22 protein-coding genes and 2 pseudogenes are annotated in these 25,066 nt (G+C 57.9%); 17 read left to right on the plus strand and 7 right to left on the minus strand.

All coding sequences use genetic code 11. The features are described 5' to 3' along the window. Positions 1 to 26 precede the first annotated feature (26 nt). Entirely contained in the window at positions 27 to 1,607 is a 1,581-nt protein-coding gene (locus ABLV08_RS17925; protein WP_045361235.1) for a rhodanese homology domain-containing protein, read from the minus strand. Continuing rightward, the gene (locus ABLV08_RS17930) at positions 1,600 to 2,205 is read right to left on the minus strand and encodes a cysteine dioxygenase (protein WP_348856098.1); all 606 of its coding nucleotides are present in this window, start codon (positions 2,203 to 2,205) and stop codon (positions 1,600 to 1,602) included. Before ABLV08_RS17930 ends, ABLV08_RS17925 begins: the two co-directional genes overlap by 8 nt. A 107-nt stretch (positions 2,206 to 2,312) precedes the next feature. On the opposite strand from ABLV08_RS17930, the gene ABLV08_RS17935 reads away from it, so the two are divergent. The 7 genes and pseudogenes from ABLV08_RS17935 to ABLV08_RS17965 all read left to right on the plus strand — a co-directional run bounded on the left by ABLV08_RS17935 (position 2,313) and on the right by ABLV08_RS17965 (position 9,344). Beyond that, positions 2,313 to 3,206, plus strand: a complete 894-nt coding sequence (locus ABLV08_RS17935) for a LysR family transcriptional regulator (protein ID WP_020079075.1) — start codon at positions 2,313 to 2,315, stop codon at positions 3,204 to 3,206. A 144-nt stretch (positions 3,207 to 3,350) separates the two neighbouring features. Further along, positions 3,351 to 4,404, plus strand: a pseudogene (locus ABLV08_RS17940) (LLM class flavin-dependent oxidoreductase); the annotation flags it as partial. An 85-nt stretch (positions 4,405 to 4,489) separates the two neighbouring features. Next, positions 4,490 to 5,584 (plus strand): acyl-CoA dehydrogenase family protein, encoded by a 1,095-nt coding sequence (locus ABLV08_RS17945; protein ID WP_348856130.1) that lies wholly within the window; start codon positions 4,490 to 4,492, stop codon positions 5,582 to 5,584. Positions 5,585 to 5,589: 5 nt separating this feature from the next. Continuing rightward, entirely contained in the window at positions 5,590 to 6,564 is a 975-nt protein-coding gene (locus ABLV08_RS17950) for an ABC transporter substrate-binding protein (protein WP_015366990.1), read from the plus strand. Then, positions 6,561 to 7,598: an ABC transporter substrate-binding protein gene (locus ABLV08_RS17955; protein WP_348856100.1), complete on the plus strand. Its 1,038-nt coding sequence runs from the start codon at positions 6,561 to 6,563 to the stop codon at positions 7,596 to 7,598. Before ABLV08_RS17950 ends, ABLV08_RS17955 begins: the two co-directional genes overlap by 4 nt. Continuing rightward, a complete protein-coding gene (locus ABLV08_RS17960; protein WP_348856101.1) occupies positions 7,579 to 8,574 on the plus strand; it encodes an ABC transporter permease subunit in 996 nt (331 codons plus the stop codon). Before ABLV08_RS17955 ends, ABLV08_RS17960 begins: the two co-directional genes overlap by 20 nt. Further along, positions 8,568 to 9,344: an ATP-binding cassette domain-containing protein gene (locus ABLV08_RS17965; RefSeq protein ID WP_348856102.1), complete on the plus strand. Its 777-nt coding sequence runs from the start codon at positions 8,568 to 8,570 to the stop codon at positions 9,342 to 9,344. The genes ABLV08_RS17960 and ABLV08_RS17965 overlap by 7 nt, the downstream gene beginning before the upstream one ends. A gap of 95 nt (positions 9,345 to 9,439) precedes the next feature. On the opposite strand, the gene ABLV08_RS17970 is transcribed toward ABLV08_RS17965, so the two are convergent. Beyond that, positions 9,440 to 11,512: a TonB-dependent siderophore receptor gene (locus tag ABLV08_RS17970; RefSeq protein WP_072206517.1), complete on the minus strand. Its 2,073-nt coding sequence runs from the start codon at positions 11,510 to 11,512 to the stop codon at positions 9,440 to 9,442. 505 nt (positions 11,513 to 12,017) lie between these two features. Here ABLV08_RS17970 and ABLV08_RS17975 point away from each other — a divergent pair. From ABLV08_RS17975 to ABLV08_RS18010, 8 genes and pseudogenes are all read left to right on the plus strand, one after another. After that, positions 12,018 to 12,839, plus strand: coding sequence for an ABC transporter ATP-binding protein (locus ABLV08_RS17975; protein ID WP_020079067.1), 822 nt, complete (start codon positions 12,018 to 12,020; stop codon positions 12,837 to 12,839). Then, positions 12,836 to 13,861 carry an iron ABC transporter permease gene (locus tag ABLV08_RS17980; RefSeq protein ID WP_348856103.1) on the plus strand — a complete coding sequence of 342 codons (1,026 nt, stop codon included), beginning with the start codon at positions 12,836 to 12,838 and terminating at the stop codon, positions 13,859 to 13,861. Before ABLV08_RS17975 ends, ABLV08_RS17980 begins: the two co-directional genes overlap by 4 nt. Continuing rightward, entirely contained in the window at positions 13,858 to 14,910 is a 1,053-nt protein-coding gene (locus ABLV08_RS17985; protein ID WP_020079065.1) for an iron ABC transporter permease, read from the plus strand. The genes ABLV08_RS17980 and ABLV08_RS17985 overlap by 4 nt, the downstream gene beginning before the upstream one ends. A gap of 11 nt (positions 14,911 to 14,921) precedes the next feature. Further along, positions 14,922 to 15,874 (plus strand): annotated as a pseudogene (locus tag ABLV08_RS17990) (iron-siderophore ABC transporter substrate-binding protein). Further along, positions 15,871 to 16,770 carry a MurR/RpiR family transcriptional regulator gene (locus ABLV08_RS17995; RefSeq protein WP_015705156.1) on the plus strand — a complete coding sequence of 300 codons (900 nt, stop codon included), beginning with the start codon at positions 15,871 to 15,873 and terminating at the stop codon, positions 16,768 to 16,770. Before ABLV08_RS17990 ends, ABLV08_RS17995 begins: the two are co-directional and overlap by 4 nt. A gap of 96 nt (positions 16,771 to 16,866) precedes the next feature. Next, complete coding sequence (locus tag ABLV08_RS18000) at positions 16,867 to 17,634, plus strand: basic amino acid ABC transporter substrate-binding protein (RefSeq protein WP_015366984.1); 768 nt, start codon at positions 16,867 to 16,869, stop codon at positions 17,632 to 17,634. 62 nt (positions 17,635 to 17,696) lie between these two features. After that, entirely contained in the window at positions 17,697 to 18,461 is a 765-nt protein-coding gene (locus tag ABLV08_RS18005) for an amino acid ABC transporter permease (RefSeq protein ID WP_100279863.1), read from the plus strand. Continuing rightward, on the plus strand, positions 18,448 to 19,170 hold the full coding sequence (locus tag ABLV08_RS18010; protein WP_058649269.1) for an amino acid ABC transporter ATP-binding protein: 723 nt from the start codon (positions 18,448 to 18,450) through the stop codon (positions 19,168 to 19,170). Before ABLV08_RS18005 ends, ABLV08_RS18010 begins: the two co-directional genes overlap by 14 nt. Positions 19,171 to 19,224: 54 nt before the next feature. On the opposite strand, the gene ABLV08_RS18015 is transcribed toward ABLV08_RS18010, so the two are convergent. Then, positions 19,225 to 20,424 (minus strand): MFS transporter, encoded by a 1,200-nt coding sequence (locus ABLV08_RS18015; RefSeq protein WP_348856104.1) that lies wholly within the window; start codon positions 20,422 to 20,424, stop codon positions 19,225 to 19,227. 257 nt (positions 20,425 to 20,681) lie between these two features. Between ABLV08_RS18015 and ABLV08_RS18020 the strand changes: the two genes are divergently transcribed. Continuing rightward, the gene (locus ABLV08_RS18020; RefSeq protein ID WP_348856106.1) at positions 20,682 to 21,845 is read left to right on the plus strand and encodes a M20 aminoacylase family protein; all 1,164 of its coding nucleotides are present in this window, start codon (positions 20,682 to 20,684) and stop codon (positions 21,843 to 21,845) included. A gap of 55 nt (positions 21,846 to 21,900) precedes the next feature. Further along, a complete protein-coding gene (locus ABLV08_RS18025; RefSeq protein WP_020079058.1) occupies positions 21,901 to 22,392 on the plus strand; it encodes a DUF523 domain-containing protein in 492 nt (163 codons plus the stop codon). Positions 22,393 to 22,497: 105 nt separating this feature from the next. Here ABLV08_RS18025 and ABLV08_RS18030 read toward each other — a convergent pair whose 3' ends face one another. The 3 genes from ABLV08_RS18030 to ABLV08_RS18040 all read right to left on the minus strand — a co-directional run bounded on the left by ABLV08_RS18030 (position 22,498) and on the right by ABLV08_RS18040 (position 24,943). Further along, positions 22,498 to 23,244, minus strand: a complete 747-nt coding sequence (locus ABLV08_RS18030; protein WP_348856107.1) for an SDR family NAD(P)-dependent oxidoreductase — start codon at positions 23,242 to 23,244, stop codon at positions 22,498 to 22,500. 70 nt (positions 23,245 to 23,314) lie between these two features. Further along, positions 23,315 to 24,004 carry a YafY family protein gene (locus ABLV08_RS18035; protein ID WP_348856108.1) on the minus strand — a complete coding sequence of 230 codons (690 nt, stop codon included), beginning with the start codon at positions 24,002 to 24,004 and terminating at the stop codon, positions 23,315 to 23,317. A 39-nt stretch (positions 24,005 to 24,043) separates the two neighbouring features. Then, positions 24,044 to 24,943, minus strand: coding sequence for a LysR family transcriptional regulator (locus ABLV08_RS18040; RefSeq protein WP_015366976.1), 900 nt, complete (start codon positions 24,941 to 24,943; stop codon positions 24,044 to 24,046). Positions 24,944 to 25,066: the final 123 nt, after the last annotated feature.

Genomic DNA, 25,066 nt, shown 5'->3' on the forward strand with positions numbered 1-25,066 from the left:
GGCCGTGTCGCCACCGGGTTTGTGACTTACAACACTTTAAAGCCGTGGGTACCATCGCGCGCTAACTGTTCCACCAGGCCATACTCCCAGTCGAGATAAGCCTGCATTGCCTCAGCGGAGTTATCGGTTCCTTCATAAGGCCGTCGATAGCGATCGCCGCGCGGCGTTGCCAGATGCGTCTCGCCCTGTTCCAGCGCCAGCCCGGCATCAATCCACGCCAGCGTCCCGCCGCTTAACAGTTGTACCTGCTTACCGGTCAATGCCGCGACTTCAGGCACGGCATAGCGGGCCAGCAGGCTGCTGCCGCAGGTGACAACGTAACGTTTTGCGGGAGGGATGAGCTCAAGCGCCTGACGCAGCTGTGAACGCGCCAGCCACCAGGCGCCGGGGATATGCCGTGCGACATAGTTAGCGCTGGTGGTGAAATCCAGTACCACGGTGCCGGGTTCGCGCAATTGTTCCGCTAACTGCGCTGGGGTTATCTCCTCAGCCTGCGGCGCCGGCGGTACGCTGGCGGGCGGAACGCCGCGTTCGCTCAATTGCTCCACGCGGACATCGCGTAAAACCGCCACTTCCCAGCCCATCTGCGCTAACCAGGACGCTGCTATCGGCGCGCGTATCTCATCATCGGAGACCAGCACAATCCGTGCTCCGCGTACGCTGGCATAATGATCGGTTTCCTGCACCAGCTGGCCGCCGGGCGCATTCACGCTGTGCGGCAGATGGCCTGCGGCATACTCCTCGGGGCTGCGAACATCAAACAGATAGGTGGTGCGGCTCGGCTGCTGTTGCCAGCGGGCTAAAGTCGGGGCATCAATGAAGGCCACGCCAGCGCGCTCGGCCAACTGCGTCACCGCAGCCACGCGCTGCGCTGAGGCGCGGAAATCGGCGTCGTAGCGACGCTGTTGGCCGTGCTCGAGTTCCAGTCCGGCTAAGGTCCAGCCGATGGTACCGTTGCGCAGTGCGTATACCGGATTGGCTAAGCCGGCATTGCGCAGCGATTGGGTACCGACAATGCTGCGGGTACGGCCGGCGCAGTTAACGATCACTGTCGTTTGCGCCGACGGCAGTAGGCCTTCGATGCGTAACGCCAGCTCCCCGCCGGGCACGCTGATGCTGCCGGGAATATTCATCGTTTGATACTCATCGAAACGCCGCGCGTCGACCACCACGACCGGCTGGGGACCCTCGATCAGCGCCTTCACTTCCTCGGCGCTCAACGAGGGCGTCTGGCGCTCGCTCTCTACCAGCTCGCCGAACGCTTTGCTCGGTGAGTTAACGTCCTGAAAGAGCTCGCCGCCACTGCGCTTCCAGCCCGTCAGTCCGCCAGCCAGTAGCGCGACATCCTGATAGCCCCAGCGTTGCAGCCGTTCAAGGGCCTGCTCCGCGAGACCTTCGCCGTTATCGTAGAGGGTAATCGGCGTCGTCAGGCGCGGCACGCGGCGAAAAATCTCCAGCTCCAGCTTGCTGAGCGGCAAATTAGCGGCAAACAGCGGATGGTTAGTGGCAAATACGGCCTCTTCGCGAACATCGATGAGCGCCACTTCTGCGCCATCGATTAGCGCCTGGCGTACCTCGGCTGGCTGGCGATAATTGTAGTCAGGCATATTCATTATCCTTTGAGAGATCCCAGATATTGGGCAAGTGACGGTTGGAGTAACCGGAGACGAAAGGTTTGGCGATCCCATCCGCGGTATAAACAGCACGCCGGACGCTGCCGATGTTAGCGCCGTAGACGTGAATACTGGTTGAGACGTGGTCAGCGAGCGCGTTACTCACCCGATGAATATCGCCATCGCGGGATGAGACTTTTTCCACCTTGCCGGGTGAAAGCCGTTCAGCAGGGCCAGTGGCGATCGGCAAACCGCGTTCGTCGAGTCGGTAGCGCTGGTTCTCCTCCGCGCCGCGCAACATACCGATGGCTCCCCAGACCCGATGGTCGTGGATCGGCGTCGATTGCCCCGGCCCCCAGACGAAGCTGACAATCGAAAAACGTTGGCCGGAATCGGCATGCAGCAAATACTGCTGATAGTGATGGGGATGCGGCAGGGTGTACTCTTCCGGCAACCAGTCGTCTTTTTGCACCAGCGAAGCCAGGCGCTCGGCGACGGCGTCGAGCAGGGTGGCCTCATCGGTAAACTGGCGATGCAGAGCATCAAGGTCTTGAATAAACTGGCGTAATTTTTCCACTCGCGGTGCAGTCATGGTGGTTTCCTGTTGTCGGGACTGGTCATTACGCTAGCAAAGACGTTAATATAATTAAAATGCAATTTCCGCATATATTAATATGCAAAAATCACATTAAGGATTATATGCGTATCGATGACATTGATGCCCTGCTGGCTACTGTGCAGTTTTCCTCTCTTAACCAGGCTGCGGAATATCTCGGCATTACCCAATCGGCCATTACCCGTCGGCTTCAGCGTCTGGAGCAAACCCTCAATGTGACGCTGCTGGAGCGCCAGACCCGGCCCCTGACGCTCACCGCCGCCGGGCATCGGGTGTATGAGCAGTGCCTGAGCATTAAGCGGGAAACCAAAAAGCTGTACGGTCTGCTTGACCCGGAGGCGGAACCGCAGGGCGTTCTGCGACTCGGCGTGCCGCAGAGCGTGGCGGAAATCGCCCTCCAGCCGGCGCTGAGCGCGCTACGCCAGCAGTTTCCGGCCCTGGAGCCGCAGGTGACCTGCGGCTGGAGCGGGCTGCTGCAAAAAAGGCTGGAGAGCGTCGAACTGGATGGCGTGTTGGCGATGGGACCACAACAGCAGCGCTTTGCTGACGGCTACAGCGGAAGGCTGCTGTGTCCGCTGGATATTGTGGTCATCGCGGCGAAAAGCTGGCGACTGCACGCCGGGGCGCTGCGCGACTGTGCGCAGCGAGGCTGGGTACTGAATCCCGACGGCTGCGGCCTGCGGGCCGGGCTAATCCGCGAACTGCAATCGCAGGGGCTGCGGCTTGCGCTGAACGTCGAGACCGCCGGCGCCCAGCTGCAAATCAGCCTGGTGGCGCAGGGACTGGGGCTTGGACTGGTGCCTCGCGCCGCGCTGGCCGCCAGCCCGTGGCGCGATGAAGTGGCCACGCTTGCGCTCGCGGATTTTCAGCCGCAAGTGCATCTGTGGCTGGTAAACGCGCAGAATCTGGCTAATCTGAGCCAGCCGCTGACTTTTTTTGCCGGAAAAATTGTGCAGCAACTTAACGCATCTGATTGAAAGATATCTATAAATTTTTAAATGCTTATTCTGCATATTAAGTTATGATAAAAATGCATTTCGATCATTAAGTGCCTGTGTATAGGGTAATGAAAACGCGCCGCCGCCGCGGCCCATTCATTACCTTGCTACCAGGAGTTCTGTATGAGCATTCAGTTTCTCGGCATGATCGGCCACCGCCTGTCGTCAGAAACCATCGCCCCGGTAGGGCCGATTTTTGACCGTGATTATATTGTGCGCTTCGCGCAAACACATGAAGCCGCGGGGTTTGACCGTCTGCTGGTGGGGCATTGGTCCGATCAACCCGACGGCTTTTTGGTGACTGCGCTGGCGGGGTTGTCGACGCAAAAGATAGCTTTCCTGCTGGCGCACCGCCCCGGTTTTGTCTCGCCAACTCTCGCCGCGCGTAAATTTGCCACTCTTGAACATCTGCTTGGCGGCCGGCTGGCGGTACATATTATCAGCGGCGGCAATGATGCCGAGCAGCGCCGTGACGGCGACTATCTCGACCACGACCAGCGCTATGCGCGCACCGACGCCTTCCTCGATACCATCCGCAAAGTCTGGACCGCCGAACAGCCGGTGGACATCGACAATGATTTTTATCAGGCGCAACAGGCGTGGTCGGCGATTCGCCCGCTGCAGAAACCGCATATTCCCCTCTATTTCGGTGGCTCGTCGGAGGCGGCAATTACGGTTGCCGGTAAACACGCTAACGTCTTCGCGCTATGGGGGGAGTCGCTGGCGCAGACTGCGGAAACTATCCAGCGGGTACGGGCCGAAGCGGCAAAACATCAGCGCGAGATCGGTTTCAGCGTGTCGTTCCGGCCGATTATCGCCGATAGCGAAGCGGAAGCCTGGGAGAAGGCCGAGCATATTCTGCATGTCGCCACCGAGCGGGCGGCGCAGAACGACGGGGGCTTTAAAGCCAAGCCCGATAGCGTTGGCGCGCAGCGTCTGCGGGCTACGGCGGCGCAGGGCAAGGTGGTGGATAAACGCCTGTGGACCGGCATCGCGCAGCTGGTGGGCGGCGGCCACAACTCCACCGCGCTGGTCGGCACGCCGGAACAGGTTGCCGATGCGCTGCTCGACTACTACGACCTCGGCGTACGTAACTTCCTGATCCGCGGATTCGACCCCCTGAACGATGCGCAGGAGTATGGCAAAGCGCTACTGCCGATTACCCGCGAAAAAGCCGCGCTGCGCGCCGTGGCGGAGCGTGCATCGTGAGTCATCGCCCAATCGCAGATTGGCCACGGCAGCTTGCCGAGATCCGCCAACTGATGGCGGAGGAGGCTGCCAGCCTTGATGCCAGCGGCGATTTTCCCCATCGCAATATTGACGTTCTGCGTCGACGCGGGTTTTTAAGCCTTGCCGTACCGCAGCAGTACGGCGGACCTGGTGCCAGTTTAGCCGAGCTGCAACAGGCTATCGCCGCCATCGCCTGGGGCGAACCGGCAACCGCGCTGATTGTCTGCATGCAGTATCTGCATCATCTGCGGCTGGCGGAAAATACGCACTGGGCAGAGCCGCTACGCCAGCGCGTATTTGATGATGCGCTCACAAACGGTGGGTTGATCAATAGCCTGCGCGTCGAACCGGATCTGGGCTCTCCGGCGCGCGGCGGCCTGCCGCAAACGATAGCCAGCCGTAACAGTCGGGGCTGGCTGATTAACGGCCACAAAATTTATACCACCGGTATCGAAGGATTGAGCTGGCTGGCGCTGTGGGCGCGCAGCGACGACAACCCGCCGCTGGTCGGTAGCTGGCTGGTTCCTGCCGACAGCGAGGGCATCAGCGTAGTGAAAAGCTGGGATCACCTCGGCATGCGGGCCACCGGCAGTCACCAGGTGGTGCTGAAAAACGTGCAGGTGTCCGCCGGGCACGCGGTAGACGTTTGGCCCACCGACGAGCCGCCCGCGCCGGACGCCGAACAATTTCGTCTGTTTGCCAACCGTCATACGGCGCTACTGGCGGCGATTTACGATAGCGTGGCCCGTGCGGCGCGCGACTGGCTTGTCGCGTGGCTCGGCGCGCGGGTCCCCGGCAATCTTGGGCAAGCGCTTTCCAGCCTGCCGCGGGTACAGGAAAAAGTGGGGCAGATCGAAGGGCTGCTGCTGGTTAACCGCGCGCTGCTGGAGAATGCCGCGAAGCTCGGCTTTTCCGTTATTGAGGCCAATCTGGCGAAAGTCACTGTCACCGACAACGCCATTCAGACGGTCAACCTGGCGCTTGAACTCACCGGCAATCATGGTTTAAGCCGGCAACATCCTCTGGAACGCCACTATCGCAACGTCCTGTGCGGGCGGGTACATACGCCGCAGAACGACAGCGCGTGGCTGGCGGCGGGTAAACACGCTTTTCAACAACAAGGATAATTCAAATGCGCATACCCCATTTTACCCGCATAGCCGGGGCGCTAATGCTATTGACGCTGAGCAGCTATGTTGCAGCTCAGGAAAGAATCACACTAAGAATTGCCGATCAAAAAGGCGGCATGCGGTCACAACTGGAGGCCGCTAACGCCTTGCAAAACCTCGCTTACGATATTAAATGGGCCGAGTTTCCTGCCGCCGCGCCGCTGGCTGAAGCGCTCAACGCTGGCGCGGTTGACGTGGGGATTATCGGCGATGCGCCGCTGTTGTTCGCGCTGGCGAACGGCGCGCCGGTAAAAGCGATTGCCGTCGATAAGAGCAACCCGGCGGGGACCGCTGTATTGGTACCTCCCGGCAGCGCTTTAAAAAGCGCGGCGGATTTAAAAGGTAAACGCATTGCCACAGGGAAAGGATCGATTGGCCATTTTGTGGCGCTGAAAGCGCTGGAGCAGGCGGGTGTTTCGCCGAAGGAAGTGCAGTGGGTATTCCTTGGCCCGGTGGATGCAAAAGTCGCGCTGCTTAACGGTTCGGTAGATGCCTGGGCGACCTGGGAGCCCTATACCACGCAACTGGTGAAAACCGCTGAAGGGCAGATTCTGGTGAGCGGCAAAGGGCTGCTGCCGGGTAATACCTTCCTGGCCGCCACCGATAATGCGCTGAAGGATCCGCAAAAGCGCGCGGCGCTTCAGGATTATCTTACCCGACTGGCCGGCGCCGAGCGTTGGGCTTACGCCAATCTCGATAGCTATGGCAAAACGTTGGGGGAGATCATTCGTTTCCCGGCGGATATCGCCCGCGCGCAGTTTGCCAACCGCCAGTCGCAGTGGCAGCGGCTGGACGCGCCGACGGTCGCCCAGCAGCAGTCGACGGCGGACTTTTATCTTGCCAACGGCCTCATTCGCGCAAAGCTCGATGTAACGCCGACATTTGATCACGGCTTTAACGTGCCGGTCACGCCGGTTCATGCGGAGGCGGCGCCATGATGACCACACGTTTTACCCGTCGTCGTTTCTTACAGTTTACCGGTGGCCTGGCGCTGGCCGGGGCGTCTGTGCCGCTATGGGCTCACGATATGGCGGAGATGGCGAGCGGTGATGAACATCCGGCGCTGCGTCTGGCGCAGCCTTACAAAATCAAGTTGGCGATTAACAAAAGCGCAGTGTGCCTGGCGCCGGTCGCCGTCGCTGAGCAGCAGAAGATTTTTAGTAAATATAACCTCGACGTTGAGTTTGTTAACTTTGGTAACTCGACGGATGTCCTGCTGGAAGCGATTGCCACCGGCAAGGCCGACGCCGGGGTAGGCATGGCGCTACGCTGGCTGAAGGCGCTGGAGCAGGGCTTTGACGTCAAACTTACCGCCGGAACGCACGGCGGTTGCCTGAATCTGCTGACGGCCAAAAACTCGCCTTTTGGCGCGCTGGAGAGTCTGAAAGGGCAAACCATTGGCGTTACCGATATGGCCGGGCCGGATAAAAACTTCTTCGCCATCTTGCTGAAACGCCACGGCATCGACCCGATAAGCGATGTGCAGTGGAAAGTCTATCCGGCAGACCTGCTCAGCGTGGCGTTGGATAAACGCGAAATCGCCGCCATTAGCGGCAGCGAGCCCTTTAGCTATCGTCTGCTGGAAACCGGGAAATATCAGCTAATCGCCAGCAATATGACCGGCGATTATGCCAATCTCAGCTGCTGCGTGCTGGGCGTCAGCGGTGCCCTTGCGCGCGATCATAAACCGGCGGCGGCCGCGCTTACCCAGGCGATTCTGGAAGCGCACAGCTATGCCGCCGCGCATCCGGAAAGCGTGGCGCAATCTTTTCTCACCCATGCGCTAAATACTAACGAAGCGGAGGTGAGCGGCATTCTTCACGGCCAGGGGCAGGGTCATCATGCGGTGGGCGAGGCTTTTGTTAAAGAGCTGACGCAGTATGCCGTGGATCTGCAGCGGGTACAGGTCATCAAACCGGGAACCGATCCTCATCAGTTTGCGGAGAGTATTTATGTCAACGTTTTCGCCTGACCGCGCGCTCGCCCGACCGGGGTTCGGCGCTCTGATCTGGACGGAGGGCGGGCTTGCCGCCGCGCTATGGCTGCTGGGCGGCCTGTTCACGCAGGCCTGGCCCGATGCCGGTCGACGCTGGCCGTTTAGCGAGGAGTGGGCGCTGGCGCAGTTCACTCTCGGCGGCGGACTGCTGTTACTGACGCTGAGTTACCGTTACTGGCGCCAGCGGGGCGCGCGTTTGCAGCGTGCCGGAAAATGGCTGGCGCTGCTGCCGGTGCTCTTCGCGCTATGGGAAGGGCTGACGGCCAAGACGGCGTTTTTGCCGGTGCCGTTTTTCGCTCCGCCGCAGGCGCTGATTGAAGTGCTGCACGATGACTGGCCGCGGCTGCTTGATAGCCTACTGCATTCGCTGGGGCTGCTCGGGCTCGGAGTGCTGCTTGGCACCAGTTGCGGGTTTATCAGCGGGCTGGCGATTGGCTGGTCTCAGCGTATTGGCTATTGGGTGCATCCAATTTTACGCCTGCTGGGGCCGGTACCTTCCACCGCGCTGCTGCCGCTGTGCCTGTTTATCTTTCCTTCCAGCTTCGGCGCCAGCGTGTTTTTGATTGCGCTCAGCACCTGGTTCCCGGTCACGGTATTGACCTGGTCCGGGGTCATCGGAATCGATAAAGCGTGGTATGACGTGGCGCGAACGCTGGGAGCCAGCCAGCGATTTCTGATCCTGCGCGTGGCGATCCCCGCCGCGCTGCCGAACGTGTTTGTCGGCTTGTTTATGGGGCTTGGCGCGTCGTTTTCGGTGCTGATTGTCGCCGAAATGGTCGGCGTCAAATTCGGGATCGGTTTTTATCTGCAGTGGGCGCAGGGCTGGGCGGCCTATCCGAATATGTACGCGGCGCTATTCGTGATGGCGTTGTTATGTTCCGGCCTGATTAGCGGGCTATTTATGATTCGCGATCGGCTGCTGAGCTGGCAGCGCGGAGGGATGCAATGGTAAGTGCCCAGACAATTTCGACCGGTGCGGCGGTGGCGGTACGTCATCTTCATCATGCTTTTACGTTGGGCAAACAGACGGTGCCGGTGCTGGACAATATCAGCCTGCAACTGCGGCCAGGGGAGAGTGTCGCCCTGCTTGGCCCCTCAGGCTGCGGTAAATCGACGCTTCTGCGCCTGCTGGCGGGGCTGGAGCCACAGCAAAGCGGGCATATTGAGATTGACGATGCGGCGATGGGCGGGCCGGGGCCGGAACGGATCCTGGTTTTCCAGGACCCGACGCTTTATCCGTGGCTGACGGTGCGGCAGAACGTGCTGCTGGGGCCGCAGGCGCAGGGGAAAAAGGGGCTGGCGCCGAAGGCCGACGCGCTGATTTCGCGCATCGGGCTGCAGTCGTTCAGCGAGGCGTGGCCGCGGCAGCTTTCCGGCGGGATGGCGCAGCGTGCGGCGCTGGCGCGCGCGTTGCTGAATGAACCGCGTTTACTGCTGCTTGATGAGCCGCTGGGTAAGCTGGATTCGCTCACTCGCATCAGCATGCAGCGCGAGCTGATTGCGCTGTGGCAGCAGCAGGGTTATACCAGCCTGCTGGTCACTCACGATATTGAAGAAGCGTTGCTGCTTTGCGAGAGAGTACTGGTGATGTCGCCGCGGCCGGGGCGCATTATCGCTGAATTTACGCTTCCTCTGGCGTTTCCCCGCCATCGCGACAATCCGCTGCTATTGCAGCATCGGCAGGATATTTTGCGTATCCTCGGCCAGGAAGAGGATTGGTAAGCCAAATGCGTTATCCGGTATTTCCCCGCAGCAGGGGTTGGGGAGAAGTAGCCCGGATAAGGCGCAGCGCGCCGCTATCCGGGGCAGGGCAAGGTTTAAAAATCCATTTTCACCGTAAACTGCACTTCACGCGGGTCGCCAATCTGGTTGCCGAGATTATTGGTGCCGATTGACGAGGTGTAATAGGTCTTATCGAACAGGTTCTTCACATTCATCTGTAGCGTTACCGGATACTGCAGCTTCATTTTATAGGCCGCGAAGACGTCGGCCACCGCATAGCCCTGCAAATAATAATCCGCGCCGTTGGTGCCGGAACGTTTGCTGACCGCGTGGCCGCCGCCGCCAACGGTCAGGGTGTTGCTGTTATAGACGTTATGAATGTCATAGGTCAGGAACAGCGAACCGGTATGTTTTGGCACGTTCGGTAGCGGTTTACCGGCATAATCGGGATCTTCCAGCACTTTGGCATCGGTATAGCCGTAGCTGGCGATGACGCTGAGGTTATCGGTGAGCGAGCCCGCCAGATCCACCTCCACACCGCGCGAGCGAACCTTACCCGCGGTCTTCGCCACCGTCTCGTCGCCAATACTTTCGGTATACAGCACGTTACGTTTATGAATATCAAATAACGCGATATTGGCGGTAATACCCTCTAAAAGGTCGAATTTTGCGCCGACTTCGTAAGAGGTGGACTCTTCCGGCGGCAGTTCGCCGATATAGCTGGCAATCGACGACTGCGGCATAAACGACTGGGCGACGTTAGCAAACAGCGACACGTTTGGCGTTACCTTGTAAACCAGCCCAGCCTTCGGCGTCCATTTCTCATCGCGGCTATCGGTATTGACGTTAAACGGACGGCCTTTACCGGCGTACTGGGTGTAATACTGGTAGCGTACGCCGGCCACGGCAATCCAGTTGTCGGTCAGATACAGGGCGTCCTGCAGATAGGTCGCATAGCTCTCCTGCTTGATGCGCTGATCGCTATCGGCAGCGGAAACGGTATTACAGGTATCGAGAGTGCCGTAAACCGGATGATAAATATTAAAGCCTTTCACGTTCTTACAACGCAGCATATCGGTACGCAGCAAATCGTAATTCTCATAGGCGACGCCGGTCAGCAGTTCATTATAAAAGCCGCCGATGACCACATTGCCTTGTAGATCGGCGCGGGTGGAATGCATCTTTTGCGTCGAGCCGTGCGTGCCGTCGACCCGGCGGGTCAGGTTGCCGGTCGCAGAATCATAGGCCATTACCCTGGCCTGGTTATCGTTGTAGTGATCCTGACTGTAACTGTAATCAAAGCGCGCGGTCCAGGCGCTGTTAAGTCGATACTCGGCATTCAGTTGGGCAATATCGGAATAACCATCGGTGATATTAAAGGCTTCATCGAAACGGGTTTTACGATCGACGTTGACCGCGTGGCCGGTATCGAGGTCGAAAATGGTGCCGCGGTCAAAGGGGGCGCTGTAATCGCGATGTGAATACGAAGCGGTAATGGTCGCGCTATCGCCAAACCAGCTCAGGGAAGGGGCGATAAAGCTGCTTTTGTTCTTGCCGAAATTGCGCCAGTAATCTTCATTTTGATATTCGCCGATCAGACGATAGGCCAGACGAGTCCCTTCTATCGGACCGGTCACGTCGAAGCTACCCGTGCCGCCGCCAAAACTGCTGGAGGTGGCGGAAACAGAACCGGAGAACTGGCGCTCGGGGCGTTTGGTGACCACGTTAATCAGCCCGCCGGGGTCGAGAATCCCATACAGCGTTGAGGCCGGGCCTTTCAGGACTTCAACCCGCTCGGTAGCGGCGTTAAAGCTGCGCGGTAGAACGGTACGCAGGCCGTTGGTCATGATAGAACCGTCGCGATTGGCGCCGAAGCCGCGGCGGGTAAAGGCATCCTGGGTACCGCCGAGGGTATTGGTCTGCACTACGTTGGCGACGTTATACAACGCTTCATCCAGCGAGGTAGCGTGCTGATCTTCCAGCACCCGGTCGCTGACGGTATTCACCACCTGCGGAATATCCAGCAGCGGCATTGAGGTCAATGTCGCCGTGGACGAACTCAGCGGCTGATAACCGCTGGTGGCGTTCTGCTGGCGGCCGTCAGCCACCACGGTAATAGTGTCCTCAACATCCTTTGTATTCTTTGCCGCGTTATTTTCTGCGGCCATTAATCCCGGTGAGGCTAAAAAAAGAAGCGAAAAAAGCGCGCGCCTTTGCAATGTCCTGCAGGCGACATGGGGTTGAGTCATTATCTGTTTCTCGTGAACGAATCTGCCTTTGCGGTCAGATAAAGCCAATAAAATCATTGCCCTGAAAATAAAACCTATCTGTTAAGCGTCTGAACGCGCCTTCAGATATGTAATTGAGAATCATTCAAACACGAAGAAATGTAGTAGTAAATGTTATGTAAGATAAAAAATCATCGCAGAAGAAAAGCGCGATTTCGCAGCCTGTCGTAGGCGGTAAGATGCTCTTATTTTATTGATTATAAATGCTATTCATAAAATTCATTTTGTCGCTTCGCGAGATGGTCAACGTGAAGGAAGCAACATGAAGCACAGTATTGACTACTACATTCATCCCCTTCATGATCAAAAGAGAATGAGATTTATTTTGATTTGACTGCAGAACGTCGAGGGCTGATGCCGGAACGCTGCGGCGCAGGAGCGAGTTATGCCACAGCGGGTAAACCCTGCAGAAAAGGGGATCGTCCTGGAATCCCTGTCGGCCGGATATGGCCAGACGCTTATCGTCGATGACATTAACCTGACGATCCCCAGCGGTAAAATGACGGTGCTTGCCGGGGCTAACGGCTCTGGCAAATCAACGCTGTTATCGACCATCGCCCGGATGCTAAAGCCGCTCGGCGGCTGCGTGCGTCTGGACGGAAAGGCCATCCACGACATGCCGACCAAAACGGTCTCCCGCCAGCTGGGGATCCTGCCGCAATCGCCGCTGACGCCGGAAGGGCTCACGGTATTCGAACTGGTATCGCGCGGGCGCTACCCGTGGCAGGGGTTGATGCGCCAGTGGTCTGAAGCCGATGAACAGGCGGTGGAAGAGGCGCTGCTATTAACCGGCACCGCCGAATTCGCCCATTTGGCGGTGGATAGCCTTTCCGGCGGCCAGCGTCAGCGCTGCTGGATAGCGATGGCGCTGGCCCAGCAGACGAAAACCATATTACTGGATGAGCCGACCACCTGGCTCGACCTGCGCTATCAGGTCGAAATTCTTGAACTTCTGCAAAGCCTGACCCGCGAACATGGCCGCACGGTAGTGACGGTGCTTCACGACCTGAACTTTGCGGTGAACTATGCCGACCTGCTGGTATTTCTCAAAAAGGGGCGGATAGCCGGGACCATTTCAGAACAGGAAATCTGCAGCCCCGAACTGATTAAAAACGTCTTTGATGTTGATGTGCAGATGTCAATCAATCCGCAAACCGGCAAACCTTTCTTTATGCCGTTTCGCGCACCCCAGGCCGTTGCCCGATGAGCGCCGCCGTGCTGTACGCCACGCGGCGTCGTACTCGTCCGCGGTTGGCCATGCTGCTATTAACCCTGATGCTAATCGCCGGTTCGCTGATTCATCTTGGTTTAGGCGCCCGATGGATCGCGCCGCAGACGGTCCTGCAGGCGCTGATCGAGTACGACCCGCGGAACTTCGGTCACCGTATTATTGTTGATTTACGTCTGGTTCGGCTGGCAGCGGCGCTGTTGACCGGCGCGGCGCTTGGCGTTGCCGGGGTGCTGCTGCAGACGGTGATCCGCAACCCGCTTGGCGAGCCGCATATCCTTGGGCTCAACGCCGGGGCCTCGTTGGCGGTGGTCGCGACCTCGGCGCTGGGCCTCTCTGTCGGCGATTTTCCGGCAGCTCGCCCGCTAACCGCCGCCTGTGGCGCGGCGCTACTTTTCGGCGGGGTAATGGCGCTGGCCTCTGCCGGGCGCGGCGGGGCGACGCCGCTGCGCATTACGCTATGCGGCGTGGCGATCTCGGCGTTTGCCTCGGCGGTGACGGCGGCGATATTAATTCTTGACGAACAAACGCTGCTGGCGATGCGCACCTGGCTTGCCGGCGATCTGGCCGGGTTGAACTGGGCTACCCTACAGGCGGCGCTGGTGCCGGTGCTTTCTGGCATGGGACTGGCGCTGCGCCTCGCGCCACGTCTGAACGTGCTGGCGCTGGGCGATAAAGTGGCGATGGGGCTGGGGGTGAATCTGGTGCAGACCCGGCTGCTGGGGCTGGCCGCTATTGCGTTGCTGTGCGGCGCGGCGGTGGCGGTCGCCGGACCAATAGGGTTCGTCGGGCTGGTGGTGCCACACGTGGTGCGCCGTCTGATAACGCAAGATATTCGTCTGGCGTTACCGCTGGCGGCGCCGGTAGGGGCGCTGGTGCTGGTGCTGGCGGATATCGCCGCCCGTACGATCGTCGCCCCGCTGGAACTGGCGACCGGCGCGATGACCGCGCTGGTGGGCGCGCCGCTGTTTATCTTTATTGCCGCGAGGTTTTTTAAATGAAACGCGCCGTTCATCGCGCCGGATTTCGGCCTCTGGCGATGGGTTCAACCCGCCTATTGTTACGTCCGGCGGCATTAAAAATTGCCGCCTTCATCCTGTTCATTTTGCTGACGCTGGGGCTCTACAGCCTCAGCCGCGGCAGCTTCCCGCTGCCGTCTTCGACATGGGCGCGTGCGCTGCTGGCGCCGGAGCAGATTGGCGAGCAGCAACGCTTTATCCTGTTTGACATTCGCCTGCCGCGAATTTTGATGGCGCTGCTGTGCGGCGCCATGCTTGGCCTGGCGGGGGCGGCGATGCAGAGCATTACCCGTAACGGCCTGGCGGACCCCGGCCTTATTGGCGTCAAAGAGGGAGCCTGCATTGTGGTACTGGCGCTAATTCTGTTCTTCCCGGCCATAGGGCTGGCGTGGCGGCCGCTGGCGGGAATGCTCGGCGGCGTATTGGTGGCGCTGTTGGTGCTGGCGCTGGCGCGCGATTGTTCACGTCCGCGCTTTATTCTGATTGGCATCGGCGTGTCATGGACGCTGGCGGCGGCGGTTGGCATTTTTATGACCACCGCCGACGTACGCGATGTACAGACGGCGATGATCTGGCTCTCCGGCAGCCTGCACGCGGCGACCTGGCCGCTGCTGGCGGTGGCGTTTTGCTGGGCGCTGCCTGGCGCATTGATTCTGTTTTGCACCGCCCGCGCGGCGGATGTGGCGCTGCTGGGCGATCGTACTGCCATCGGTCTTGGCGTACGTTTGCCGCAGCTCACGCTGCTACGCTTCTTTGCCCCCGTGCTGCTGACCTCTGCCAGCGTTTCCTGCGTTGGCAGTCTGGGTTTTGTCGGTCTGATGGCGCCGCATATGGCGCGCTTCGTCCTGCGCGGCGGTCAGGTGGCGCTACTCTGCGGCAGCGCGCTGATTGGCGCGTTGCTGGTGCTGGCAACCGATACGCTGGGGCGGCTGGCGTTTGCGCCGCTGCAGATCCCGGCGGGGATTGTCATTGCGCTGGTAGGGTGCCCATTTTTTATTGCTCTGCTTTGGCGTCGCCGTGACGCCCTGTAAATCAAAAAGGATTGTTATGCGTTGGTTCGTTTCTCTGCTGGTGCTGTGCGCGGGCGCTGCCGCGGCTGCCGATTCGCAAACCTTCACCGACGATTTAGGTCGTACGGTGAGCGTACCGCTGCATCCGCAGCGTATCGTTTCGATGCACGATCTCGATATTACCATCCCGCTAATTGAGCTTGGGGTACCGCCGGTGGCCAGCCATGGCCGCACGCGCCCGGACGGTAGCCACTACCTGCGCTCCAGCGCCCAGTTAACCGGCGTCGATTTCGACAATAGCGAGATCCGCTTTATTGGCACCGCCGATATCGACCTTGAAGCCGTGGCTGCGGCGAAGCCGGATCTGATTATTACCGAGCCCAGCCGCCATGTCTCGGTGGAGCAACTGGCGAAAATCGCGCCGACGGTCAGTATCGATCACCTGCAGGGCAGCGCGCCGCGGATTTACCGCAAACTGGCGCAGCTCACCGGCAGCCAGGCGCGGCTGGCGGTGCTTGAACGTCGTTATCAGGAACAAATTAAACAGCTAAAGGCCACGGTCGACCCGCAGCAGTACCGCGTGTCGGTGATTCAGGCGAATAACGGCAAGGTGACGGTACACTACTCCTATCACGCGCTGGGGCGAGTTCTGCGTGACGCCGGGTTCCGCTTCCCGCCGTTGATCGACAAGATCCCCGATGGCCAGCGGATCGACGTCAGCGCCGAGCAGCTACCGGAACTGGATGCCGATTTTGTCTTCGCGACCTGGCGTTCGGACACCGGCGGTAAGCCGCAGGATGAGCTAAAGGCCATGGAGGCGGTAATGCCCGGCTGGTGTGATTTTATGCGCGCCTGCCGCACCGGCCGCTATATTTTGCTGCCGCGCGAAGAGGTTATTTCTAATTCGTATGCCGCATTGACGCTGATGGTTGCTCAGGTGCAGTCGCACATCGCCGGTCGGCCGATTCCGGCGGGGGCGAAATGAAAGCGGGAGTGAAAAAAGAGAAGGGGAGAGTCGATCTGTTTGGCGAGCGTTTTCGCGCCCGCGCGCATCAACTTTCGCCCCGTTTACGCGAAGTGGCAAACTACATCAATGATAATCGCGAGGTGGTACTGGAACGCACGGCGATGGAGATCGCCACCGCTACTCACACCTCCGATGCCACCGTGGTGAGGGCAATTCAGGCATTGGGTTTTGCCGGGCTACGCGAATTAAAAGAGACCATGGCGCGCTGGTTCGGGCCGTCAGCGACCTCGTCGGAAAAGATGCGCTCGACGGTGGGGGCACTCTCCTGTGATGTCAATTCCAGCATCGATTTTGTGCTCGATGGGCATCAACGCGCCTGTGAGGTGCTATCGCGTGCGGACAATCGCGCGGCGGTAGCCCAGGCGGTGGCGCTGCTGGGCGATGCGCGTCAGGTGGCGATATTTGGCATCGGGGCGTCGGGGATCCTCGCCGAGTACACCGCGCGTCTGTTTAATCGTATTGGCTTACCTGCCTGTACCCTCAACCGTACCGGCTTCAGTCTTGCTGAGCAGTTGATTAGCCTGCAGCGCGGCGACGTGCTGATTATGATGGGGCAAAAATCACCGCATCGGGAGGGCATGACCACGTTGCGCGAGGCGCAGCGGCTGGGGATCCCGACGATATTACTCACCCAGGCGCTGGATTCGCGCTTCAGTCAACTGGCACAGGTGGTGATTGATGTTCCGCGCGGCGGCGATAACGGGCGAGTGCCGCTGCACGGTACGGTGCTGATTTGCCTTGAAATGATCGTGCTGTCCGTTGCCTCGACTACGCCGCAAAAGACGGTCAAATCAATGAAGCGAATCAATGAATTGCATCGAGCCATTGGCAAATCAGGTGGTCAACGCGGTTGAACAAACGATAATTCGCTATCCCGATGCTTTCCGGTTGCATGCTATGCTAAGTGTGTGTATTTTTTATGCAAAATAAATGCATAAAAAGGATATCTCATGGTCAAGAATTTGCTCAAAGCGTGTTTCATGATGGCCGCGCTGGCGGCAGCCGGACAGGCGGCTGCGGAAACCTATACCGTCGGCTCCGGCGGCACCTACCGTCCCTTTGAATTCGAAAATAGCCAAAAGCAGCTGGAAGGCTTTGATATCGATATCATCAAAGCGATCGCCAGGGCCGAAGGTTTTGACGTGAAGCTGGTCAATACCCCCTGGGAGGGCATTTTCGCCACTCTGGGTACCGGCGATCGCGACATTATCATCTCGGGTATTACCATCACCGATAAACGCAAACAGATGGTGGATTTCTCCGCGCCGTACTTCCCGGCCGAGCAGTCGATTGTGGTGCCGCAAGGTTCAAAAGTGAACTCGCTGGCGGCGTTAAAAAACGAAAAAGTCGGCGTGGTGAACTCCAGCACTGGCGATATTGTGGTTTCGCAGGAGCTGGGTAAAAACAGCACCTCTATTAAGCGCTTCGACAATACGCCGCTGATGCTGCAGGAGCTGTTTGAGGATGGCGTCAGCGCCGCGGTAGGCGACGTCGGGGTGGTTAAATACTACATCAAGCAGCACCCGGAAAAGCAGTTCAAGCTGGTGCCTGACGCTAAATTTGAGCGCCAGTATTTCGGCATCGCCGTCGCTAAAGGTAACAGTGAACTGCTGGGCAAAATCAACGCCGGTTTGCAGAAAATTGTTGCCGACGGCACCTACGCCAAAATCTATAAAACCTGGTTCGATGACAACGTACCGACGCTGCCTGCGCAATAACACGAATTTTCAGTGACCGCGGCTGTCGCTCAGGCGATGGCCGTATTTTTTAGGGAAAGACTATGACGGGATTCCGTTGGGAGATCATCGAGGAGTATGGCCCGCTGTTTATGGACGGCGCCTTGATGACGATTAAATGTACCATTATCTGCGTGATCCTCGGGACGCTGTGGGGGTTAACGCTTGGGCTGGGGCGGATGGCGAAGGCCGAGCACGGGCCATGGAAATATATTCTGCGTTATCTGGTGCAGTTTCCGGTGCGCTTCTACGTCAGCGCCTTCCGCGGTACGCCGCTGTTTGTGCAGATCATGGTGGTCCACTTTGCGCTGGTGCCGCTGTTTATTAACCCGCGCGACGGCCTGCTGGTCACCAGCGGGATGATGAGCGCCGATTTTGCCCGCGAACTGCGTTCTAACTACGGCGCGTTCCTCTCCTGTATCGTGGCGATTACCCTTAACGCCGGGGCCTACGTGTCGGAGATTTTCCGCGCCGGGATCCAGTCTATCGATAAAGGGCAGATGGAAGCTTCGCGCGCGCTGGGTATGCCGTGGTGGAAAACCATGCGTAAAGTGATCCTGCCGCAGGCATTTCGCCGCATTCTGCCGCCGCTTGGCAACAACGCTATCGCTATTGTTAAAGACTCATCGCTGGCCTCGGCGATCGGGCTTGCCGATCTGGCCTACGCGGCGCGAACCGTCTCCGGCGCGTACGCCACCTACTGGGAGCCCTACCTGACGATCTCGCTGGTCTATTGGGTGATTACCTTCCTGCTGGCGCAGCTGGTTAACCGTCTGGAAAAGAGGTTTGGCAAAAGTGATTCACATTAATAATTTACATAAGCGTTTTGGCGATAGCCACGTGCTGCGCGGCATCAGTTGCGATATTAAACCGCAGGAAGTGGTGTGCATTATCGGGCCCTCCGGCTCCGGCAAAAGCACCTTTTTGCGCTGTATGAATGCGCTGGAAACCGTGAGCGAAGGCGAAGTGGTGGTCAACGGCTTTGCCGCCCATGACCGGACGACCGACCTCAACAAGATGCGTGAAAGCGTTGGCATGGTGTTCCAGCGCTTTAACCTGTTCCCGCATATGACGGTGCTGGAAAACCTGCTGATGGCGCCGATGAATTTGCGCAACATGCCGCGCCAACAGGCGGTCGACCTGGCGGAGGCCTTGCTGGCGAAGGTGGGACTCAGCGATAAGCGTGACGCCTGGCCTTCCAGCCTCTCCGGCGGTCAGCAGCAGCGGGTAGCGATTGCCCGTGCGCTGGCAATGAAGCCATCGATCATGCTGTTTGATGAGCCCACGTCAGCGCTGGATCCGGAACTGGTAGGGGATGTGCTGGAAGTGATGAAAAATCTCGCCAGCGAAGGGATGACGATGGTGATCGTGACCCACGAAATGGGCTTTGCCCGCGAAGTGGCCGACCGGGTGATTTTCATCGATCAGGGGGTGATTCAGGAAGAGGGCAAACCGGCGCAGATCTTTAGCGCGCCGACCAATCCGCGCACCGCTGCCTTCCTCAGTAAGGTGCTGTAGCCAAAAGCAAAACGGGCAGGTGGATCCCCGCCTGCCCGTTATCAACAACCTCCGCTATTGCGCGGTCTCGGTAGCCTCTTCCATGTCTTCTTCCTGCTCATTGGCGAGCAGCGTTTTTTCATTCTTGCTAAGACACTGGATTAGCAGGAACAGCACGCCGCTGGCGAACAGGGTGATGATCAAGCCGTCATAGCCGGAGACGCCAATCAGCATGCCGCTGACAATCGGCCCGGCCACGCTACCGGCGGACCAGAAAAAGCCAAACAGGGCGTTAATCATGATGAGCTTTTGCCCGCTAAAGGTTTTCCCCGCCCGCACCAGCGACAGGGTGTAAAGCGCGCCCGCCGCGGCGCCGAGCAGCAGGCAGATAGCCATCAGCTGTACTCGCGAGGCGAGCATAAACGGCAGCGCCAGTAGCGACAGACTAAAGACAACCGCGCAGATAAGATGCACGCGACGGATGCCGAAGCGGTCGGCAACCCAGCCCAGCGGCGCCTGGAACATAGCGTCGCCGGTGAGGACGACGGTGACCAGCAGTACCGCCATCGTTTCATTTAAACCTTTATCGATGCCGTACAGCGGCAGTAGCGCGAGAATACTGGCGTCGAAGAAGGCAAAGCAGAATACCCCAGAGGCCAGCACCGGTAGAAACGCCCCCAGGCTGCGCCAGCTGGCGCGCTCGGCAAGGCTTTCGCGACTGCCGCGCGGCAGATGACGCAGCATTAGCAGGCAAACGGCGGTAATGGCGACAATGGCCATCAGCGCCGCGTGTTGCCAGGCGGGGCCGACGGAGATAAGCAGCGGGCCGGCGAGCTGGCAGCCGGTAAAGGCCGAGGCATAGATGCCGGTGAGAGTAGCGCGATTACTGCCCGCCGCGCCGCCGGTTATCCAGCTTTCCCCCAATACGATAATGACGCCGGAGGCGAGTCCGGTCAGCAGACGCGGCACCAGCAACAGCGTCATGTCGGTGGTCATGCAGGAGGCGATGGTCGCCAACGCCAGCAGGATCAGGCTAACGCTGAGCAACGCGCCCATTTCAAAACGACGGCACAGCGCGGGAGAAAGAAAAGAAGAGTGCATCATTCCAGCGGGCGGCAGCGCGGCCAGCAGGCCGACATAAAGCGGAGCAACTTGCTGCTGCGCCAGCTCAAGGCTGATTAATGGCACCGTATAGCCGGTGATAAATCCCACAAGTGAAGCGGCCATGATCATCGCCAGCGTGGGGGCCAGGCGATTCTGGTCTGGGTTAAACATTGTATTCCCGATAACGGAAGGTTGCAGGTGGATAATCCGGCAAGACGCCGACCAGTCTGCATGATAATTAATCAGCTGACGGAAGTCACCGCTGGAATAGCTACTATTTTTGATATCGATAAAACGATCCGCTGGTGAATAGACAAAAATCATCATCGCTGAAGTTGTCAGCCGCGGGGGCGAAAGGATATAACGAAGGGTGCCGCCTGGAAGCAGCAGGACGGGGACCACTCATTCAGTAATGGAAGGAACAGGACATGGCGGTATCGTCTTCACTGATTGCCGAAGCTATCGGCTGGCGTCGCGATTTTCATGCTCATCCGGAGCTCGGGTACCAGGAGCAGGAGACCTCGCGTCGGGTTGCCGGGCTACTGGCTTCGTTCGGCCTGCAGGTACATGTCGGGCTGGCAGGTACCGGGGTCGTCGCGACGCTTGAGAACGGCCCGGGGCCGGTGATTGGCCTGCGCGCCGATATGGATGCGCTACCGATCGCTGAACAGGGGACGGTGGAATATCGTTCGCGTCGTGCTGGCGTGATGCATGCCTGCGGTCATGACGGCCACACCGCCATGCTGTTGGCTGCCGCCGCGCACCTTGCCCAGACCCGCAACTTTGGCGGCACCGTGCATTTTGTCTTTCAGCCCGCGGAGGAGAACCTCGGCGGCGCGCGCAAAATGGTGGAAGAGGGGTTGTTCGAGCGCTTCCCGATGGACGCCATTTACGCGTTGCACAACTGGCCAGGCTTGCCGCTGGGGCATGTGGCGGTGAATCCCGGGGCAATGATGGCCTCGCTTGATGCCTTCGAGATAACGCTCACCGGTAAAAGCTGCCATGCGGCGATGCCGGAGAGCGGCGTCGACCCTATCGTCGCCGCCGCCCAGCTGATTATGGCGCTGCAGACGATTCCGTCGCGCCGCCTGTCGCCGCAGGATTCCGCAGTGGTCAGCATTACCCAGATAAACGGCGGTGAGGCGATCAACGTGCTGCCGGACCGCGTGGTGCTGCGCGGGACTTTTCGCTGCCTGAGCAATACGGTGCGCGAGCGGGTAAAAAACCTGATTGAGCAGTACGTGCATACGCAGCCGCAGGTTTCCGACGTTGACGGTCAGATTTCGTGGTATCCGGGCTATCCGGTGACCAAAAATGATGCGCAACAGGCGCTGAAGGTGCGCGAGGTGGCGCAGGCCGAGCTCGGCGAAGCCGCGGTGCGCTGGCAGATCAATCCTTCCATGGCGTCGGAGGATTTTGCCTGCATGCTGGAAGTGTGTCCCGGCGCCTATTTCTGGATAGGCACAGACGGCGAGACGCCCTCCAGGCCGCTACACAATGCCAGCTACGATTTTAACGACGATCTACTGGCGCCGGGCGTGGCGCTGTGGACGGCGCTGGTGGAATCACTGCTGCCTGCCGGGCAGGGCTAAGTTTTCGTGTGCCGCGGAAAGCGCGGGTGAACGGTCTCCGGGGGCCAACAAAGAAATGATAAATAAAATATTGGTCAGTGCCTGCCTGATGGGCCTTAAAGTCCGTTATAACGGAAAAGAGAAAGCGCAGATGACCCATCAACTTGCTCGCTGGCAGCGGGAGCAGCGCCTGGTAATCCACTGTCCTGAGCTGGCTGCCGGGCTACCTGTTCCGCGACCACCTGCCGAGATCGTGTCGGCTGATGGGAGAGACGTAATGAGTGGACAAGCCAGAATAATTGAAAATACGGGAAGGGATGTTACGCCGCATTATCAACTGGCAGCCTGGCTGGCTCTGCGAGCAGCACAAGAAGCAGGTTGTACCGCCGCATTGTTAACTGATGGTAGTCCTACGTGCGGCAGTCAGTTTATCTATAATGGTTCTTTCAGTAATCAGCGTAAATCGGGTATGGGAGTGGCGGCGTCACTGCTCAGTGAGCATGGCATCGCGGTATTTTCAGAAGCTCAGTTTGCGGAGCTTGTGAGCTGGATAGAAGAACGGGAATGAGCGGTTCCCCAGGGTTAACGTCGAACTGTATGAGGTTCACACCTCGACATAGCCGACGTTAAAGCCTTATGAAACTCTTGCAGTTTAAAAGCACTGGGGGGAGTTTCACTCAGCTAAATAACCACCATCGATGGGATAAACGCCGCCGGTACAGAACGCCGCATTTTCTGATAGCAAAAACAGTATGAAGTCTGCTATTTCTTGCATTTTTGCCATCCTCTTCATTGGGTGGCTATTGGCGAAACTACGTACGATATTGTCAGGGAATTCACTCATTCGTGGCGTTTGGACGTAGCCCGGAGCAACGGCATTGATTCGAATGCCTTGCGTTGCAAACTCTAATGCAGCGGTTTGGGTTAAACCGATGATACCGTGTTTAGCCACGGTGTAGGGCGCTAATCCTGGAATGCCAACCAGACCATTGACTGCAGATAAATTAACGATAGAGCCGCCAAACTTCATCATTGCAGGTATTTCGTATTTTAGGCAGTAAAAAACGCCGCTCAATGAAGTGGCAATAACTTTGTCCCAGTTTTCAACTGTCTGTTCTGTTATATTTTTACCATGCTCACCTGTTATGCCCGCATTATTTACAGCATAATCAAGTCTGCCGAAATGTTTGATCACTTCAGCAATCATTTTCTGTACTTGTTCAGGTTGCGACACATCGCATCCGATCCCCAGCGCCTGTTGCCCCTGTGAAGATAATTGTTTCGCTTTTTGGATGGCCTGCTCTGGCGAGCGGGAGACAATAACGACCTTAGCACCATATTGGTGTAATTGCTCTGCGACTGCCTCACCTATCCCTGTCGTGCTTCCTGTGATGACAGCAACTTTATTCTGGAAATTCATCCTTCCCCCTATGGCGTAGAATTGAGTCTTGCATCTGGGGGAGTATACAAAATAGCTGTGACAGTTTTTGTCAGTACTCTTTTTCCTCGTCGATCCTTTCTTTTATTCTCCATTTTTTCAATAAAGCCGTTCGGCTTTCCCTGTAGATAGAGTCCAGTTGTGTCATCTCTGCAATTTGATCAGTTCTAAAGTGACGAAAATCATTTCTCATCTCACACCATGTGACCAAAAGCCAACATGACTGCATATATGCCAATCCGATGGGCCATATAACACGAGAAGAGTCAGTGCCTTTCTTGTCACAATATTTTATTTGGACTCTCTTTTGCTTTTTAATAGCATCGCGAATGTCTTTGAAAAAGACCTCATTACTTTCTGAAGGACCGATTAAATAAGATTGGCTTTCGATAAGGCTTTTTAATTCGTCGGGAATGACGGCGTGTATTTTAGCAAGCGCATTCCTTGCTGTGTTTTTGAAATCATCATCTGTGTTATGAGATACCCAATTTAGCCCAAGGGTAATAGCATTGATTTCTTCATGAGAAAAATTTAAGGGTGGTAAATGAAAGTCAGACTTAACGATATAACCCATTCCGGCCCCACCTTCAATGCGCACCCCTTGATGCTGTAGCGTTTTTATATCCCTGTAAAGTGAACGTACGCTTATCCCTAATCTTTCTGAGAGCGTGGATGCCGTGATGGGATATCTTTGCGCTCTTAATATCTGTAGTAACTCGAGAAGCCTCTCTGTTCTGGTCATTTGATAAGTCCATCCTGATACAGCGAAAAAATCTTAAACCTAAAGTTTCCCGTTCATGCGCAGCGCATCAACAACGAGTGAGAAGGCTGGGGAAGGCTGTTTGCGGCTGGGATAATAAAGATAGTAGCCCGGAAAAGGATGACACCAGGACTCAAGCACGCGTACGAGACGACCTTCTCTGATGTGTGAGCCGAATTCCTCTTCAGGTAAAAAGGCGATGCCTAACCCTGCCAGGGCGGCGTCGACAACATGATCCGACGTGTTAAACGTCAACTGTCCATTAACCCGGACCTTCAACTCTCCTCCCTCGTGATCGAATTCCCAGACATAAATCCCGCCGGAGCGGACCATGCGCATATTAATACACTGATGCTGCGTCAGATCATGAGGCGTTTTCGGCACCGGGTATCGTGCGAAATAATCTGGCGAGGCGGCTGCTGCCATGCGCAGTTTCGGGCCGATTGGCATCGCTATCATATCTTTATCAATCGTATCGCCAAGCCGCACGCCCGCATCAAACCGATCCGCCACGATATCCCGGAATCCGTGATTAGCATCGAACTCAATATGAATATCCGGATATTCGCGGAGCAGCGGCGCCAGCTTGGGCAGCAGGGTCGTTTTCAGCACGTTCGGTCCGCAGGTAATGCGGACGATTCCCGCAGGCTTGTCCCGCAGTTCAGTCAGCATGTCCAGCTCAGCCTCTATCTCATCAATACGATGGCCCACTGATTGCAACAGGCGTTCCCCGGCCGCCGTCGGGGACACACTGCGGGTGGTCCGCGTCAGCAGGCGGATTTGCATTCGCTCTTCCAGCCCGGAAATCGCCTGGCTCAGCGCAGGCTGGGTCACGCCAAGCTGCGCGGCGGCACGCGTGAAGCTGCCTTCCCGCGCCACGGTGACGAAAGAGAGTAAATCGTTGAGGTTGCGTCTTGCCATATTGGTTTCCGGGCTATTTATAAATTTTACTTATAAGGCTGTTAAGTATTCATTAGCTAGTTTCACCGCTGCCTATTGGTAACAATAATGCGATGAAAAAGTCAACGCTAAACGAGATGGAAA

The sequence above is a fragment of the Klebsiella sp. CN_Kp088 genome, from assembly GCF_040064335.1.
Classification (GTDB): domain Bacteria; phylum Pseudomonadota; class Gammaproteobacteria; order Enterobacterales; family Enterobacteriaceae; genus Klebsiella; species Klebsiella aerogenes.

Excerpts from the sequence above, each read along its gene's own strand:
- ABLV08_RS17925 (WP_045361235.1), bottom strand. The coding sequence starts at position 1,607 with ATGCCTGACTACAATTATCGCCAGCCAGCCGAGGTACGCCAGGCGCTA.
- ABLV08_RS17930 (WP_348856098.1), bottom strand. The coding sequence starts at position 2,205 with ATGACTGCACCGCGAGTGGAAAAATTACGCCAGTTTATTCAAGACCTT.
- ABLV08_RS17935 (WP_020079075.1), top strand. The coding sequence starts at position 2,313 with ATGCGTATCGATGACATTGATGCCCTGCTGGCTACTGTGCAGTTTTCC.
- ABLV08_RS17945 (WP_348856130.1), top strand. The coding sequence starts at position 4,490 with ATGGCGGAGGAGGCTGCCAGCCTTGATGCCAGCGGCGATTTTCCCCAT.
- ABLV08_RS17950 (WP_015366990.1), top strand. The coding sequence starts at position 5,590 with ATGCGCATACCCCATTTTACCCGCATAGCCGGGGCGCTAATGCTATTG.
- ABLV08_RS17955 (WP_348856100.1), top strand. The coding sequence starts at position 6,561 with ATGATGACCACACGTTTTACCCGTCGTCGTTTCTTACAGTTTACCGGT.
- ABLV08_RS17960 (WP_348856101.1), top strand. The coding sequence starts at position 7,579 with ATGTCAACGTTTTCGCCTGACCGCGCGCTCGCCCGACCGGGGTTCGGC.
- ABLV08_RS17965 (WP_348856102.1), top strand. The coding sequence starts at position 8,568 with ATGGTAAGTGCCCAGACAATTTCGACCGGTGCGGCGGTGGCGGTACGT.
- ABLV08_RS17970 (WP_072206517.1), bottom strand. The coding sequence starts at position 11,512 with ATGGCCGCAGAAAATAACGCGGCAAAGAATACAAAGGATGTTGAGGAC.
- ABLV08_RS17975 (WP_020079067.1), top strand. The coding sequence starts at position 12,018 with ATGCCACAGCGGGTAAACCCTGCAGAAAAGGGGATCGTCCTGGAATCC.
- ABLV08_RS17980 (WP_348856103.1), top strand. The coding sequence starts at position 12,836 with ATGAGCGCCGCCGTGCTGTACGCCACGCGGCGTCGTACTCGTCCGCGG.
- ABLV08_RS17985 (WP_020079065.1), top strand. The coding sequence starts at position 13,858 with ATGAAACGCGCCGTTCATCGCGCCGGATTTCGGCCTCTGGCGATGGGT.
- ABLV08_RS17995 (WP_015705156.1), top strand. The coding sequence starts at position 15,871 with ATGAAAGCGGGAGTGAAAAAAGAGAAGGGGAGAGTCGATCTGTTTGGC.
- ABLV08_RS18000 (WP_015366984.1), top strand. The coding sequence starts at position 16,867 with ATGGTCAAGAATTTGCTCAAAGCGTGTTTCATGATGGCCGCGCTGGCG.
- ABLV08_RS18005 (WP_100279863.1), top strand. The coding sequence starts at position 17,697 with ATGACGGGATTCCGTTGGGAGATCATCGAGGAGTATGGCCCGCTGTTT.
- ABLV08_RS18015 (WP_348856104.1), bottom strand. The coding sequence starts at position 20,424 with ATGTTTAACCCAGACCAGAATCGCCTGGCCCCCACGCTGGCGATGATC.
- ABLV08_RS18020 (WP_348856106.1), top strand. The coding sequence starts at position 20,682 with ATGGCGGTATCGTCTTCACTGATTGCCGAAGCTATCGGCTGGCGTCGC.
- ABLV08_RS18025 (WP_020079058.1), top strand. The coding sequence starts at position 21,901 with ATGATAAATAAAATATTGGTCAGTGCCTGCCTGATGGGCCTTAAAGTC.
- ABLV08_RS18030 (WP_348856107.1), bottom strand. The coding sequence starts at position 23,244 with ATGAATTTCCAGAATAAAGTTGCTGTCATCACAGGAAGCACGACAGGG.
- ABLV08_RS18035 (WP_348856108.1), bottom strand. The coding sequence starts at position 24,004 with ATGACCAGAACAGAGAGGCTTCTCGAGTTACTACAGATATTAAGAGCG.
- ABLV08_RS18040 (WP_015366976.1), bottom strand. The coding sequence starts at position 24,943 with ATGGCAAGACGCAACCTCAACGATTTACTCTCTTTCGTCACCGTGGCG.